The organism is Streptomyces odonnellii, from assembly GCF_000981895.1.
GTDB lineage: Bacteria > Actinomycetota > Actinomycetes > Streptomycetales > Streptomycetaceae > Streptomyces > Streptomyces odonnellii.
Genome location: NZ_LATD01000169.1, coordinates 1 through 13,189 on the forward strand (window position 1 = coordinate 1; position 13,189 = coordinate 13,189).

11 protein-coding genes are annotated in these 13,189 nt (G+C 69.2%); 6 read left to right on the plus strand and 5 right to left on the minus strand.

Annotated features, from left to right (window positions below; translation table 11 throughout):
• Positions 1-218: 218 nt before the first annotated feature.
• Positions 219-509 carry a GlsB/YeaQ/YmgE family stress response membrane protein gene (locus WH07_RS16975; protein ID WP_046500778.1) on the minus strand — a complete coding sequence of 97 codons (291 nt, stop codon included), beginning with the start codon at positions 507-509 and terminating at the stop codon, positions 219-221.
• A gap of 306 nt (positions 510-815) precedes the next feature.
• On the opposite strand from WH07_RS16975, the gene WH07_RS16980 reads away from it, so the two are divergent.
• Together WH07_RS16980 and WH07_RS16985 are read left to right on the plus strand one after the other, a co-directional pair.
• Complete coding sequence (locus tag WH07_RS16980) at positions 816-1,184, plus strand: DUF3099 domain-containing protein (RefSeq protein ID WP_046500779.1); 369 nt, start codon at positions 816-818, stop codon at positions 1,182-1,184.
• Between the two features lie 196 nt (positions 1,185-1,380).
• The gene (locus WH07_RS16985; RefSeq protein WP_046500780.1) at positions 1,381-1,626 is read left to right on the plus strand and encodes a hypothetical protein; all 246 of its coding nucleotides are present in this window, start codon (positions 1,381-1,383) and stop codon (positions 1,624-1,626) included.
• Positions 1,627-1,665: 39 nt separating this feature from the next.
• On the opposite strand, the gene moaA is transcribed toward WH07_RS16985, so the two are convergent.
• The 3 genes from moaA to WH07_RS17000 all read right to left on the minus strand — a co-directional run bounded on the left by moaA (position 1,666) and on the right by WH07_RS17000 (position 4,926).
• Positions 1,666-2,655, minus strand: a complete 990-nt coding sequence (moaA, locus tag WH07_RS16990) for a GTP 3',8-cyclase MoaA (RefSeq protein ID WP_046500782.1) — start codon at positions 2,653-2,655, stop codon at positions 1,666-1,668.
• A gap of 226 nt (positions 2,656-2,881) precedes the next feature.
• Entirely contained in the window at positions 2,882-4,522 is a 1,641-nt protein-coding gene (locus WH07_RS16995) for a solute symporter family protein (protein ID WP_046500788.1), read from the minus strand.
• Between the two features lie 8 nt (positions 4,523-4,530).
• On the minus strand, positions 4,531-4,926 hold the full coding sequence (locus tag WH07_RS17000; protein ID WP_046500783.1) for a DUF485 domain-containing protein: 396 nt from the start codon (positions 4,924-4,926) through the stop codon (positions 4,531-4,533).
• A gap of 307 nt (positions 4,927-5,233) precedes the next feature.
• Between WH07_RS17000 and WH07_RS17005 the strand changes: the two genes are divergently transcribed.
• Complete coding sequence (locus tag WH07_RS17005) at positions 5,234-6,805, plus strand: S8 family serine peptidase (RefSeq protein ID WP_046500784.1); 1,572 nt, start codon at positions 5,234-5,236, stop codon at positions 6,803-6,805.
• Between the two features lie 21 nt (positions 6,806-6,826).
• On the opposite strand, the gene WH07_RS17010 is transcribed toward WH07_RS17005, so the two are convergent.
• On the minus strand, positions 6,827-7,726 hold the full coding sequence (locus WH07_RS17010) for a sterol desaturase family protein (RefSeq protein WP_046500786.1): 900 nt from the start codon (positions 7,724-7,726) through the stop codon (positions 6,827-6,829).
• A gap of 127 nt (positions 7,727-7,853) precedes the next feature.
• Here WH07_RS17010 and WH07_RS17015 point away from each other — a divergent pair, with 127 nt between their 5' ends.
• From WH07_RS17015 to WH07_RS17025, 3 genes are all read left to right on the plus strand, one after another.
• Positions 7,854-10,943, plus strand: coding sequence for an NACHT domain-containing protein (locus WH07_RS17015; protein ID WP_332836359.1), 3,090 nt, complete (start codon positions 7,854-7,856; stop codon positions 10,941-10,943).
• Positions 10,944-11,061: 118 nt separating this feature from the next.
• Positions 11,062-12,138 (plus strand): DEDDh family exonuclease, encoded by a 1,077-nt coding sequence (locus tag WH07_RS17020; protein ID WP_079023297.1) that lies wholly within the window; start codon positions 11,062-11,064, stop codon positions 12,136-12,138.
• A 118-nt stretch (positions 12,139-12,256) separates the two neighbouring features.
• On the plus strand, positions 12,257-13,063 hold the full coding sequence (locus tag WH07_RS17025) for an SURF1 family cytochrome oxidase biogenesis protein (protein ID WP_046500787.1): 807 nt from the start codon (positions 12,257-12,259) through the stop codon (positions 13,061-13,063).
• Positions 13,064-13,189 lie beyond the last annotated feature (126 nt).

Consider the following 13,189-nt stretch of genomic DNA (forward strand, 5'->3'; position numbering starts at 1 on the left):
GCTGACGTACTGCTCGACTGACATACCGGCCGGCTGACGTACGGGCGGGCTGACCGTACCCGCGGCTGCCCCCGGACCGGCAGTCGGCCGGGCCCAGGACCGGCGGCCGGGTACACGCCAGGTGAGACAGCGTGTGCCCGGCCGCGGCCGTTCCTCCGTCCGGTCTCCCCCGGCCCGGCCTCCCCTGGCCCCGGCCCCGGTCGCCTCCGGCCCCGGCTTCACATGCGCTGTCGGGAGCCGCTGGCCCGTCTGCCCCGGAGCGTGTTCCAGAGCCGCTCGACCACCAGGACCACGAGGATCGCGCCGACGAGCTGGAGGACATGGCGGGTCCAGTCGATCCCCCTGGTCCCGACGACGCCCAGCCAGCCGGCCACCCCATTGCCGAGCATGCCGCCGAGAATGCCGCAGAGGGCTGTCAGCCAGAGGGGGATGCGCTGTCTGCCGGGGATGACCGCCCTGGCGATCAGCCCGAGCACCAGCCCCACAATGATCGCCCACAACCAGTTCATCGTCGCCTCCCGGTGCGGTGCACTCGCGCATGTGCGCTCAGTCTGTGCCGGTCGCCCATACGGCGCATGTCGGACGGCTCCGTACGTGGCCCGGCACCGCGGCCCGGCGACAAGGCCCGGCAAGGACCGTCGGACAGGATGCGGACGAGAGGGGGCAGGATGGGGAGTACCCGCTCTCGTGGCCGCGGCAGCCCCGGCGTACCGTGGTGCCGGTCCGGTCCAGGCGCCGCCCGGTTCAGATGCGGCCCGGGCCCGGCCGGGAGAAGCCTCGGGAGAGTCCGGCACAGAATCGGATGGTGGAACGTGATGCGGAAGCGGAGCGGTACCGAGGTCTTCCGGATCACGGGAGCCCGGCAGGGTCTCGCCGAGGATGTGCGCGGCCGGCAGCGCCGCTATGTGATCTCGATGTCCATTCGGACACTGGCGGTGATCGCCACCGTGGCCCTGTGGAATGTGGAACGTCCGGTGGCCATTGTGACGCTCGTGGTGGGCACGCTGCTGCCCTATGTGGCCGTCGTGATCGCCAACGCGGGCCGGGAGAACGCCCCTTCACTGCCCAAGACGCTGGTGACCGCGCCGCCGCGGCCGGTGATCGCGCCGCCCGTACGGCCTTCCGGACCTGTGGTAACGGAATCCGGGGCAGAGGCGACGGCCGCCGAAACGCCTGAGAATTGATCTCAAGCGGTCCGCAAAGCTCAAGAAAAGCTCAGATCAATCGTGAAGTTCCGGTGCACGGCACCCCATTGCCCGTGACATACTTTGTAGGCGCTCCGCATCCCCCGTCGGAGCGACGGACCGACGCCGGGCAGCTCCCCCCGTGGCTGCTCGGCGTCGCCATTTCCGGTTACCGGATGTGTCCTAGGGTGGTCGGGTGAACTCCCCCGCCGAATCCGATTCCAGCGAAGCCCCGGTCTGCTCCGCGAAGGGCTGCCGTGCGCCCGCCGTCTGGGTCCTCGCCTGGAACAACCCCAAGCTCCATACGCCGGAGCGCCGTAAGACCTGGCTGGCGTGCGACGAGCACCGTGAGCATCTCTCCTCGTTCCTCGGAATGCGCGGCTTCCTCAAGGACGTGGTCGAACTGGCCGAGTGGCAGCGCCGGTCGACGCCGGACCGCTGACTCGGCCCCCGGTCGCCGGCTCAGGCCCCGGTCGCCGGCTCAGCCCCCGATCGCCGACATCGGGCGGTCGGGCTGGAGGAAGGCCGGATCGTCCAGACCGGAACCGGCCTTCTTTCCCCACATCGCCAGCCGCCAGATCGTGGCGATCTCGTCGTCGGACGCGCCGGAGCGCAGCGCGCCCCTCAGATCCGTCTCCTCCCGGGCGAACAGACAGGTGCGCACCTGTCCGTCGGCGGTCAGCCGGGTGCGGTCGCAGGCACGGCAGAACGGGCGGGTGACGGAGGCGATCACGCCGACCCGGTGCGGTCCACCGTCCACGATCCAGCGCTCCGCGGGCGCCGAGCCGCGGACCCCATCGCCCTCGGGGATCAGCACGAAGCGCGTACGCAGCGAGTCCAGGATCTCACGGGCCGTGATCATGCCGTCGCGCTTCCAGCCGTGCTGGGCGTCGAGGGGCATCTGCTCGATGAAGCGCAGCTCATACCCCTGCTCGATGGCCCAGGCGAGCAGCTCGGGGGCCTCGTCGTCGTTGAGGCCCGGCATCAGAACCGAATTGATCTTCACAGGCGTCAGCCCGACGTCCCGGGCCGCGCGCAGTCCGTCGATCACATCCCTGTGCCGGTCACGGCGGGTGAGGGTGCTGAAGACCTCGGGCCGCAGGGTGTCGAGCGAGACATTGACCCGGTCCAGGCCCGCGGCCTTCAGCGCGGCGGCGGTGCGCCTGAGTCCGAGGCCATTGGTGGTGAGCGACAGCCGGGGCCGCGGCTCCAGCGCGGCGCACCGCTCGACGATCCCGACGAGACCGGGCCTGATCAGCGGCTCTCCGCCGGTGAAGCGGACTTCGTCGACACCCAGCCGGGTGACGGCGACATGGACGAGACGGACGATCTCGTCATCACTCAGCAGATCCGACTTGCCCAGCCATTGCAGCCCTTCTTCGGGCATACAGTACGTACACCGCAGATTGCACCGGTCCGTGAGCGAGACACGCAGGTCAGTGGCCACGCGGCCGTAAGTGTCGATGAGCACTGCGGGCCCCTCCCTGTGATCGGATCCGACACTGTCGAGACTACGGCAGGCCACTGACAACGCCAGAGGGACATTTACGGCGGAGAACGGCGGAGAACGGCCGGGAAACACCTGGGAACGGCTCGGCCGCGTCGTAAGGCTCTACGACGCGGCCGTGAAAGGGCGCTGAGGAAGGGGCGCTTGACCCGTCCGTACGGTCAGGAAGCCCCCCGTACGGTCAGGAAGCTCAGTGGGCCGCGGTGCCGGTGAGGGACTTTACCTCCAGCTCCGCGTACTTCCCCTGGTCCGGCTCCTCCTTGGACAGTACGGTGCCCAGCCAGCCGAGCAGGAAGCCCAGCGGGATCGAGATCAGCCCCGGGTTCTCCAGCGGGAAGAAGTGGAAGTCCACATCGGGGAACATGGAGGTCGCCTTGCCCGAGACGACCGGTGAGAACAGCACCAGCAGCACGGACGAGGCCAGGCCTCCGTAGATCGACCAGAGGGCTCCCTGCGTGGTGAACCGCTTCCAGAACAGGCTGTAGAGGATGGTCGGCAGATTGGCCGAGGCCGCCACCGCGAAGGCGAGCGCGACCAGACCGGCCACGTTCAGATCGCGGGCGAGCGCGCCGAGCGCGATCGAGACCACACCGATGGCGACGGTCGCCCAACGGGCCGCGCGGACCTCCTCCTTCTCGCTCGCCTGACCCTTCCGGATGACATTGGCGTAGATGTCGTGCGCGAACGACGACGAGGACGCCAGGGTCAGTCCGGCGACCACCGCCAGGATGGTGGCGAACGCGACCGCCGAGATCACGGCCAGCAGGATCGCTCCCCCGGTCGAGTCGGCGCCGCCGCCGATCTCCAGTGCGGCCAGTGGAGCGGCCGTATTGCCCGCCTTGTTGGAGGCGATGATGTCGTCCTGCTTGAGCAGCGCGGCGGCGCCGAAGCCGAGCACGATCGTCATCAGATAGAACGCTCCGATGATCCCGATGGCCCAGATCACCGACTTGCGGGCGGCCTTGGCGGTGGGCACGGTGTAGAAGCGGATCAGGATGTGCGGCAGTCCGGCCGTACCGAGGACCAGCGCGATGCCGAGGGAGATGAAGTCCAGCTTCGAGGTGGCGGTGGCACCGTACTTGAGGCCGGGCTCCAGGAACGCGGCTCCCTTCCCGCTGTTGCTCGCCGCCGTGCCCAGCAGGTCCGAGAGGTTGAAGTCGAACTTCAGCAGGATCAGGAAGGTGATGAGCAGAGTGCCCGCGATCAGCAGGACGGCCTTGACCATCTGCACCCAGGTGGTGCCCTTCATACCGCCGATGGTGACGTACACGATCATCAGCAGACCGACCAGCGCCACGATGGCGATCTTCCCTGCGTCGCTGGTGATACCGAGCAGCAGCGAGACGAGCACGCCCGCGCCGGCCATCTGCGCCAGCAGATAGAAGATCGAGACGACGATGGTCGAGGTGCCGGCCGCGGTACGGACGGGCCGCTGGCGCATCCGGTACGCGAGGACGTCACCCATCGTGTAACGGCCGGAGTTGCGCAGCGGTTCGGCGACGAGCAGCAGCGCCACCAGCCAGGCGACCAGGAAGCCGATGGAGTAGAGGAAGCCGTCGTAGCCGAAGAGGGCGATGGCTCCGGCGATACCGAGGAAGGAGGCGGCGGACATGTAGTCGCCGGAGACCGCGAGTCCGTTCTGGAAACCGGAGAACTGCCGTCCGCCCGCGTAGAAGTCGGACGCGTTCTTGGTCTGCCGGCCGGCCCAGACGGTGATGACCAGGGTCGCGGCGACGAAGAGCGCGAAGAGCGTGATGATCAGGGGCCGGTGCTCGCTGGCGTCCGAGGCGGCGGCGAGCTGGAGCGGGGCCGGCTGGCTGAGGAACTGGATCGAGTGGCTCACGCGTCCGCCTCCATACGGGACTTGATGGCATCCGCCTTCGGGTCGAGCTTGCGAGCGGCGTGCCGGGCGTAGTACCAGGCGATGAGGAACGTGGTGGCGAACTGCGCCAGGCCGAGGACCAGTGCGACATTGATGTTGCCGAAGAGCTTGGTGCCCATGAAGCCGCCCGCGTAGTTGGACAGCAGGACGTACAGCAGGTACCAGGCGATGAAGGCGATGGTCAGCGGGAAGGCGAAGGAGCGGTACGTACGGCGCAGTTCACCGAACTCCTTGCTCTCCTGTACCTCGACGAACTGGGCCGTCGTGGGCTGGACCGTCGTGGTCCTGTCCGGTGTGGTCGGGGCTGGGCTGGTGTCCGTGCCGCCCTCGGGCGGCGGTGCGTCGGTAGCCACGGAATCTCCTCGTGACGCGGGTGCGGTCGGGTCGGCAGTCGGGGCGGCCGTCGGACCTGCGGTCGGACCGGCGGTCGAGTCGGCTGTCGGGTTGGCCATGGGGACCTCTTGGGGGGCGGATTGTCACTCGTCCCCCTGACAACGGCACGGGAGGCATGGCGAAGCGGTTCAACACCGGTCTTTTTGTTCTGGAAATGATTCAGAAGTGATTGAACAGCACCGATGATCAGCGATAACTTCGCTCGTCATGTACCCGTCCACGCGCACGCCTGCGCGGGGGCGGTCTCACGGATGATGTGGAGAACCCATGGCTCATCTGGGATCCAGACGGCAGCGCGTACTCGCGCTGCCCGTAGGTCTGGCGCTCACCGTCTCGCTCGGTTTCCTGCCCGCCACCACGGCCACGGCCGTACCGGCCGGCGGCGGTTCCGACACGGTCGCCACGGACGGCCCGAAGCTGTCGTACGTCGTCAACACCCGTGGTGGACACTCCACCGTCAAGTCGGTCGAGAAAGCGATCGGCCGGGCCGGCGGCACTGTGGTCACCAGCTATGACCAGATAGGTGTCATCGTCGTCACCTCGCAGAACCCGGACTTCGCCCAGGCGATACGCAAGGCGAGGGGCGTGGACTCGGCCGGTGCCACCCGCACCGCGCCGCTGCCCGCGCAGTCCACCACGGACGTCGGTACGCCCCGTGCCCTCACCGCCGAGGAGATCGCGCTCGCGGCCGACTCCGCGAAGAAGGCGAACGCGGCGCGGACGGCCAAGGGCGGGGCGCCCCTCGCACAGGACCCGCTGGAGCCGTTGCAGTGGGACCTGCCCGCCATCAAGGCGGACAAGGCGCACGAGAAGACTCTGGGCAGCAGGGACGTCACTGTCGCTGTGATCGACACCGGAGTCGACGACACGCACCCGGACATCGCGCCGAACTTCGACCGCCGCGCGTCGGTCAACTGTGTGGGCGGCAAGCCCGACACGTCGGACGGCGCCTGGCGTCCGAGCGCCGAGGAGAGCCCGCACGGCACCCATGTCGCCGGTGAGATCGCCGCCGCCAAGAACGGTGTGGGCGTCACCGGTGTCGCGCCGGGTGTGAAGGTGTCCGGCATCAAGGTCTCCACGACGGCCGGCTTCTTCTACACCGAGGCCGTCGTCTGCGGCTTCGTCTGGGCCGCCGAGCACGGTGTCGATGTGACGAACAACAGCTACTACACCGACCCGTGGTACTTCAACTGCAAGAACGACCCGGACCAGAAGGCCCTGGTCGAGGCGATCACCCGCGCCACGCGGTACGCCGAGAGCAGGGGCACGGTCAATGTGGCGGCGGCGGGCAACGAGAACTACGACCTCGCGGCCGACTCGATCACCGACCCGGTCAGCCCGAACGACTCCACCCCGGGCGAGCGGGTCATCGACCCGTCCGAGTGCTTCGACATCCCGACCCAGTTGCCGGGTGTGGTCACCGTCGCCTCCACCGGCGCCAAGGGCCTGAAGTCCTCGTTCTCCAACCACGGTTACGGTGTCATCGACATCGCGGCCCCGGGCGGCGACTCGACCCGCTACCAGACCCCTGCCCCGCCGGCCACCAGCGGTCTGATCCTCGGCCCGCTGCCCGGCGGCAACTGGGGTTACATGGCCGGTACGTCGATGGCCTCCCCGCATGTCGCGGGTGTCGCCGCGCTCCTCAAGTCGACGCACCCGCACGCCTCGCCGGCGATCATCAAGGCGCTGCTGACCGCGCAGGCGGACGACGTGCCCTGCACCACGCCGTACGACATCGACGGTGACGGCACCGTCGACGCCGTCTGCGAGGGCGGCAAGCACTACAACAGCTTCTACGGGGCGGGCCTGGCCGACGCCCTGGACGCGGTGCGCAAGTAGGCATCGCGCACCACCGTCACATCATCGCGCGGGCCGTCCTCCGGGGCGGCCCGCGTCCGTTTCCGTCACGAGCGGCGCGGACACGGCTCGTACGGGCTGCCAGCCGGGCCCGCGCACCACATGCCCGACCCGCTCACGCCAGCCGTGCGCGGCCCGTACGTCGCGGGCGATGGCCGCGTACTCATGGGTGGCGACCCGCAGCGGGTTGTACGTCGCGATGTTCTTGGTGAGCCCGTAGACGGGCCGCTCGGTCTCGGCCACGAACGATCCGAACAGCCGGTCCCAGACAATCAGGATCCCGCCGAAGTTCCGGTCCAGATAGCCGCCTTGGGACGCGTGGTGCACCCGGTGGTGGGACGGCGTGTTCAGTACGTACTCGAACGCCCTCGGCAGCTTGTCGATCCGCTCGGTGTGCACCCAGAACTGATAGACGAGATTCGCGGACGAACAGAACGCGAGCGCCGCCGGATGCACCCCGCACACGATGAGCGGCACGTAGAACGGCCACACCGTCAGCGAGGTCCAGGGCTGCCGCAGCGCCGTCGTCAGATTGAACTTGCGGCTGGAGTGGTGGACCACATGACAGGCCCACAGGATCCGCACCACATGGTGCCCGCGGTGCGACCAGTAGTAGAAGAAGTCCTGCGCGAGCAACATCAGCGGAACGGTCCACCACACCACCGGCACCCGCAGCGGAGTCAGCGCGTACAGCGCCGTGTACACGGCGACGATCGGCAGCTTCCACAACAGATCGAAGACCAGACTGCCGAGCCCCATGGTGACACTGGTGACGCTGTCCTTGACCGCGTACCCCTCGGCGTCCTCATCGGGACGGAACCGGCAACTCACCATCTCCACCACGGTGAGCAGCACGAACGCGGGTATCGACCACAGCACGACATCGGGCAGGTTCGACGGCATGCGAGCAGGGTAGAGGCGGCCGCGGACGCCCGGCCAGATGTTGTTACCGACAAGTATGCGAGCCGCGCCGTGGGATCCTGTCAGACCGTGTTGCCGACGAGCCGTCGTCGGGGGAGGAACGGTCCCAGTGAGCCTGGAAGTTGTGGTGGCGCGTCTCGCGGGTACGGTCATGGGCGCGGTCGCCAAGTCGGTACTGCTGCCGAAGCCGGGCGCGGGCCTCGTGGCCTCTCCCGTACGCCCGCTGCCGAAACCGGCGTCGCCGGACCGGCTGGCGAAGGTGCTCGCGGGCAGGCTGAAGGAGTCGTACCCGCGGCTGCCGGAGAACGAGCGCCTGGCAGCCTTCGAAGCCGTACGGTCCGCCTTCGCCGCGGCGGGCGAACTGACGCCCGACCGGCTGTTCGCCCTGGACCTGGATCCGGCGCGGCTGGCGGCGGAGTTGCGCACACCGTGTCCGGGCCCCGCCGAGGATCTGTACGAGGAGCTGCTCGGCCTGTGCTGCGCGCATGTGGTCGAACAGCTCACGTCACACCCCTCGTTCGCCGCGCGCGCGGCGGTCGAGCAGACCAGGGCGGCGAGCCGGACGCATGGGCTGATCGAGGACGTACGGGAGCGGGTGGGGCCTCGGCCGGACGCGGCGGCGCTCATCTTCGAGCAGCGGTACGGCGAGTATGTGGCCCATACCCATGGGCGGCTGGAGCTGTTCGGGCTGACGCTGGGCCGGTCGAAGCGCGACTGGCCGCTGGACACGGCGTACATCAGTCTGTCGGTGAGCGGCGAGCGCAGGGGGCCTGGGGGCCTCGGGGACCCGGGGCTGCCGCACACCGGCCCCGCGACGGTCACCGCCGAGCAGGCGCTGATGACCACGGACCGATTACTGCTGCGCGGCCCGGCCGGGTCGGGCAAGAGCACGCTGGTGCAGTGGCTGGCGCTGAACGCGGCCCGGCGCAGCTTCCATCCCGAACTCGCCGACTGGAACCGGTGCGTGCCCTTCGTACTGCGGCTGCGGGCGTTCACGACCTGGGAGTCGCTGCCGATGCCGGAGGACTTCCTGCGGGCGGCGGGCGTACCGCTGACCGCGCCGGCCGGGTGGGCGGAGAACCTCCTTACGGAGGGCCGGGCGCTGGTCCTCGTCGACGGCGTGGACGAAGTTCCGATGCGGCTGCGGGCCCGCACCGAGGCCTGGCTGAAGTCCCTGGTGGCCGCGTTTCCCCTGGCCCGGTACGTGGTGACGACCCGGCCGTCGGCGGTACCGGAGGACTGGCTGTCGGGGCAGGGTTTCGGGGCGCACTCGCTGCTGCCGATGGACCGCGAGGCCATCAAGTCGTTCGTGGGCCACTGGCACGGTGCGGCCCGGGAGGAATTCGCGTCGGACGCGGAACGGTCCCAGCTCGACATCTACGAGAAGTCGCTCCTCCAGGCGGTGATGACCCGCCGGGACCTCGGACGGCTGGCGACGAACCCGCTGATGTGCGCGCTGCTGTGCGCCCTGAACCGGGACCGCCGGATGCAACTGCCCCGGGCCAGGAAGGAGTTGTACGACGCGGCTCTGGAGATGCTGCTCGTACGCCGGGACACCGAGCGGGAGATCCTGGGCGTCGAGGGCGTGAATCTGACCCGCGACGAGCAGACCGCGCTGCTGCAACGGCTGGCGTACTGGCTGATCCGCAACGGACAGGTGGAAGCGGTGCGCGAGGACGCCGTGGAGATGGTCGGCGAGTGGCTCGCCGCCATGCCTCAGGTGGAGGGCGACGCGGAACAGGTCTTCGCCCATCTGCTGATCCGCAGTGGCCTGCTGCGCGAACCGATGCCGGGCGCCGTCGACTTCGCCCACCGGACCTTTCAGGACTATCTGGGCGCGAAGGCGGCGGTCGAGAGCCGCGACTTCGGCGTGCTGGTCAAGAACGCGCATGACGACCAGTGGGACGACGTGGTGCGGATGGCGGTGGGCCACGCGCGGATGGACGAACGGGTGCGGCTGCTCCGTCAGTTGCTGCGCAGGGCCGACCGCGCGCCGAGGCTGCGGCACCGGCTGGTCCTGGTGGCGGCGGCCTGCCTGGAACACGCGCCGGAGCTGGATCCGGGGGTACGGGCGGAGGTGGAGGCCCGGACGGCGGAACTGATTCCGCCTCGGAGTCTCGAAGAGGCGGAGGAGTTGGCGAAGGCCGGCGAATTGGTCCTCGAACTGCTGCCGGGCCCGGCGGAGCTGGAAGAGCGCACCGCGGCGGCGGTGGTGGGAACAGCGGCGCTCATCAAGGGGGACGCGGCCTTTGAGGTCGTGTCGCGTTTCCGCGAGGACACGCGCCCAATGGTTGCACACCAGATATCCCGCGCGTGGGGCTCGTTCAAGAGCAAGGCGTATGCCGAGGCCGTTCTGTCCGCACAGGACTGGAGGGAAACATACCTCCAGGTACGGACCCCGGAGCAGCTTCGGGCATTGCGACACATCCCCAAAGCTCGTCGAGTGGAGGTCAGTGGCAACCACACGGACCTCACGCCCCTGCTCACGCTGGAGAACCCAGAGGGCATCTTTCTCATCAACAATGACGCGCTCACCGATCTGTCCGCCCTCGCATCCCTCTCGCACCTCCGGGAGTTCACCCTCGGACGCAACTCCGCGGTGCGAGACCTGACCGCGCTGACCGGTCTCGGAACCACGGACATCTTTCTGTACGACGTGCACCACGACATCTCATTGGAGTCGCTACGTGACATGCCGGACCTCCGGCAGGTCACGTTCTCCTTCCCTCTGCTCGTCGAGAGCGTGGGCGAGCTGTCGATGGGGCCGCAGCTCACTCACCTTTCCCTCTATCGCCAAGCGAGCTATGTCAATCTGGAAGGCATAGAACGCTGGCCCGGACTTCAATTCCTCACTCTGTCCGGCACGGCTCAGATCCGTCAGCTCAGCCGGCATTCATCTCTCATGGGACTGGAGGCCCTGCAACTCCAGCACCAGCACCAGCTCGACCTCAGACAGATCGGCCATCTCACCAATCTAAAGATGCTCTTTTTATCGGGGTGCGAAATTCCGGACGGGCTCGGTCCGCTCCGTGATCTGCCCGCTCTCGTCGCTCTCGACCTTTTTTCATGTGCGCAGACAGGACCTCCCCTCGATCTGAGTCCGCTCGCCGACCTTGAGAACCTGACCATCACACTCACGAACAACGACACCCCTGTCACCGGGGAAGAGCTCTTCCCGCCCGGCCGGATCTTCCGGTGAGGTTAGGGCCCTCGGCGGGGTCCGTTCACCAGCTCCGCAAGGGGCTTGACGGCGTGGCGGGTTCCGGTGCGACGGACCGACCGGGCGTCAGGTTTGTCGGTGGCGGGACGTATTCTCTGTGACCATGCTCGACGACCTGACGACCTCAGCGACATGGCCGGCCGCCTACCCCCAGGGGTACGCGGTCGTCGACGTGGAGACCACCGGACTCGCGCGCGACGACCGGATAGTGTCCGCCGCTGTCTATCGTCTGGACGCGCGGGGCGAGGTCGAGGATCACTGGTACACACTGGTCAACCCGGAGCGCGACCCGGGGCCCGTGTGGATCCATGGGCTCACCGACGAGGTGCTGGCGGAGGCCCCGCTCTTCCGCGACGTCGCCGGGGAGCTGGCCGAGCGGCTCGACGGGCGGGTGCTCGTGGCGCACAACGCGATCTTCGACTGGTCGATGATCGCCCGGGAGTACGCGCGCGCGGGCCGGGCCGCGCCCACCCGGCAGCGGCTGTGCACCATCGCGCTCTCCAAGGAGCTGGGCCTGCCCCTGCCCAACCACAAGCTGGAGACGCTCGCCGCGCACTTCGGTGTCGTACAGCGGCGGGCGCACCACGCGCTCGACGACGCGCGCGTGCTGGCCGAGGCGTTCCGGCCGAGCCTGCACACCGCCGCGCGGGACGGCGTACGGCTGCCGCTGCTGGAGTGCCGGCCGATCACCGAGTGGTCGGACGCCCCGGCGCGGCCCCGGGTCGGCCATCAGCCGGCGTACCGGCCGACGAGCTGGCGGCCCTCGCGCAAGCGGCCCGCCTGTCCGTATCCGAACCCCGGGCGGTACGAGCCGGGCGGGACGCTGGTGCAGGGGATGCGGGTGGCGTTCTCGGGCGACACCTCGGTCGACCGGGAGCTGCTGGAGGACCGGGCGATCGAGGCGGGGCTGCATGTGGCGACGAGCGTGTCGCGGCTGACGAGTCTGCTGGTGACCAACGACCCCGACTCCTCGACGTCCAAGACGGTCAAGGCGGCGTCGTTCGGTACGCCGGTGATGGACGAGGCGGCGTTCACGCAGTTGCTGCGGGACGTGGCCCCGGCGCGTGGCGCGGTGCCCGCGCCGGCCGCCGCGCCCGATGCCGTACGGGCCGCCGCGCCGAGGTCCGTAGCCGCGCCCGTGCCCACGTCCCTACCCGCGCCCGCAGACGGGTGACCGGCCGCGGCTCGCGCGCGTACCCCTGATCCTCCGCCCTCCGCCGTCTGCCCTGTCCGGATCGTCCACAACCGACCCGCCGTCCGGCGGCCACCGGACGCCGGGTACGGTCGATGGCGTGTACCGCTTCCTGTTGTCCCGGCAGTGGGTGATCCTCACCCTGCTCGCACTCGCCCTCATCCCCGCGATGATCGAGCTGGGCTTCTGGCAGCTTCACCGGCACGAGCACCGGGTCGCCCAGAACTCCCTGATCGCGGACAACCTCAAGGCGAAGCCCGTCCCGGTCACCGAGCTGACCTCCCCCGGGCACACCGTCCCGCGCGCGGACTACTGGCGTACGGTCACCGCCACCGGCCGGTTCGACACCGCGCACGAGGTCGTCGTACGGCGCAGGACCTCCGCCGACGACCAGGTCGGGTATCACGTCCTCACCCCGCTGATCATGAGCGACGGGCGGGCCGTCATCGTCAACCGCGGATGGATCCCCTCCCCCGGCGACCAGCACGCGTTCCCCGACATTCCGGCCGCGCCCAGGGGCGAGGTCACCGTCACCGGCCGGCTGAAGGCCGACGAGACGGCGGCGATCACCGGGATCAGGGACGTACAGGATCTTCCGCCGCGCCAGGTGATGCTGATCAACAGCGAGCGGCAGCAGAAGGCCCTCGGCCGTACGGTCCTCGGCGGCTATGTCGAGCTGACCGCTCCCGTACCGGCCGGCGGCTCCCCCGAGCAGATCCCGACACCGGACGACAGCTCGATCGGACCGCACATGGCGTACGCCGTTCAGTGGTGGCTGTTCGCCGCCGCCGTACCCCTCGGCTGGGTGATTCTCGTACGCCGTGAGAGGCGCGACCGGATCGCGGCGGCGGGGCGGGAAACGTCCGAGGCCGGGACCGAGCCGGAGCGCGCGCCCGCGACCGCCTGATCGCCCTACGGTCGGACAGCACGACCGTACGGCAGACGGACAGCCCGACCGTATGGCAGTACGACCGTCGGACCATCGGCCCACCCGACGATCACCGCCAGTGCCCCGCACCCCCGTACCCCGTAC

What these genes read in the sequence shown, in the direction of transcription:
- WH07_RS17010 (WP_046500786.1), bottom strand. Translation starts at nt 7,726, where the DNA reads ATGCCGTCGAACCTGCCCGATGTCGTGCTGTGGTCGATACCCGCGTTC.
- WH07_RS16975 (WP_046500778.1), bottom strand. Translation starts at nt 509, where the DNA reads ATGAACTGGTTGTGGGCGATCATTGTGGGGCTGGTGCTCGGGCTGATC.
- WH07_RS16980 (WP_046500779.1), top strand. Translation starts at nt 816, where the DNA reads ATGCGGAAGCGGAGCGGTACCGAGGTCTTCCGGATCACGGGAGCCCGG.
- WH07_RS17005 (WP_046500784.1), top strand. Translation starts at nt 5,234, where the DNA reads ATGGCTCATCTGGGATCCAGACGGCAGCGCGTACTCGCGCTGCCCGTA.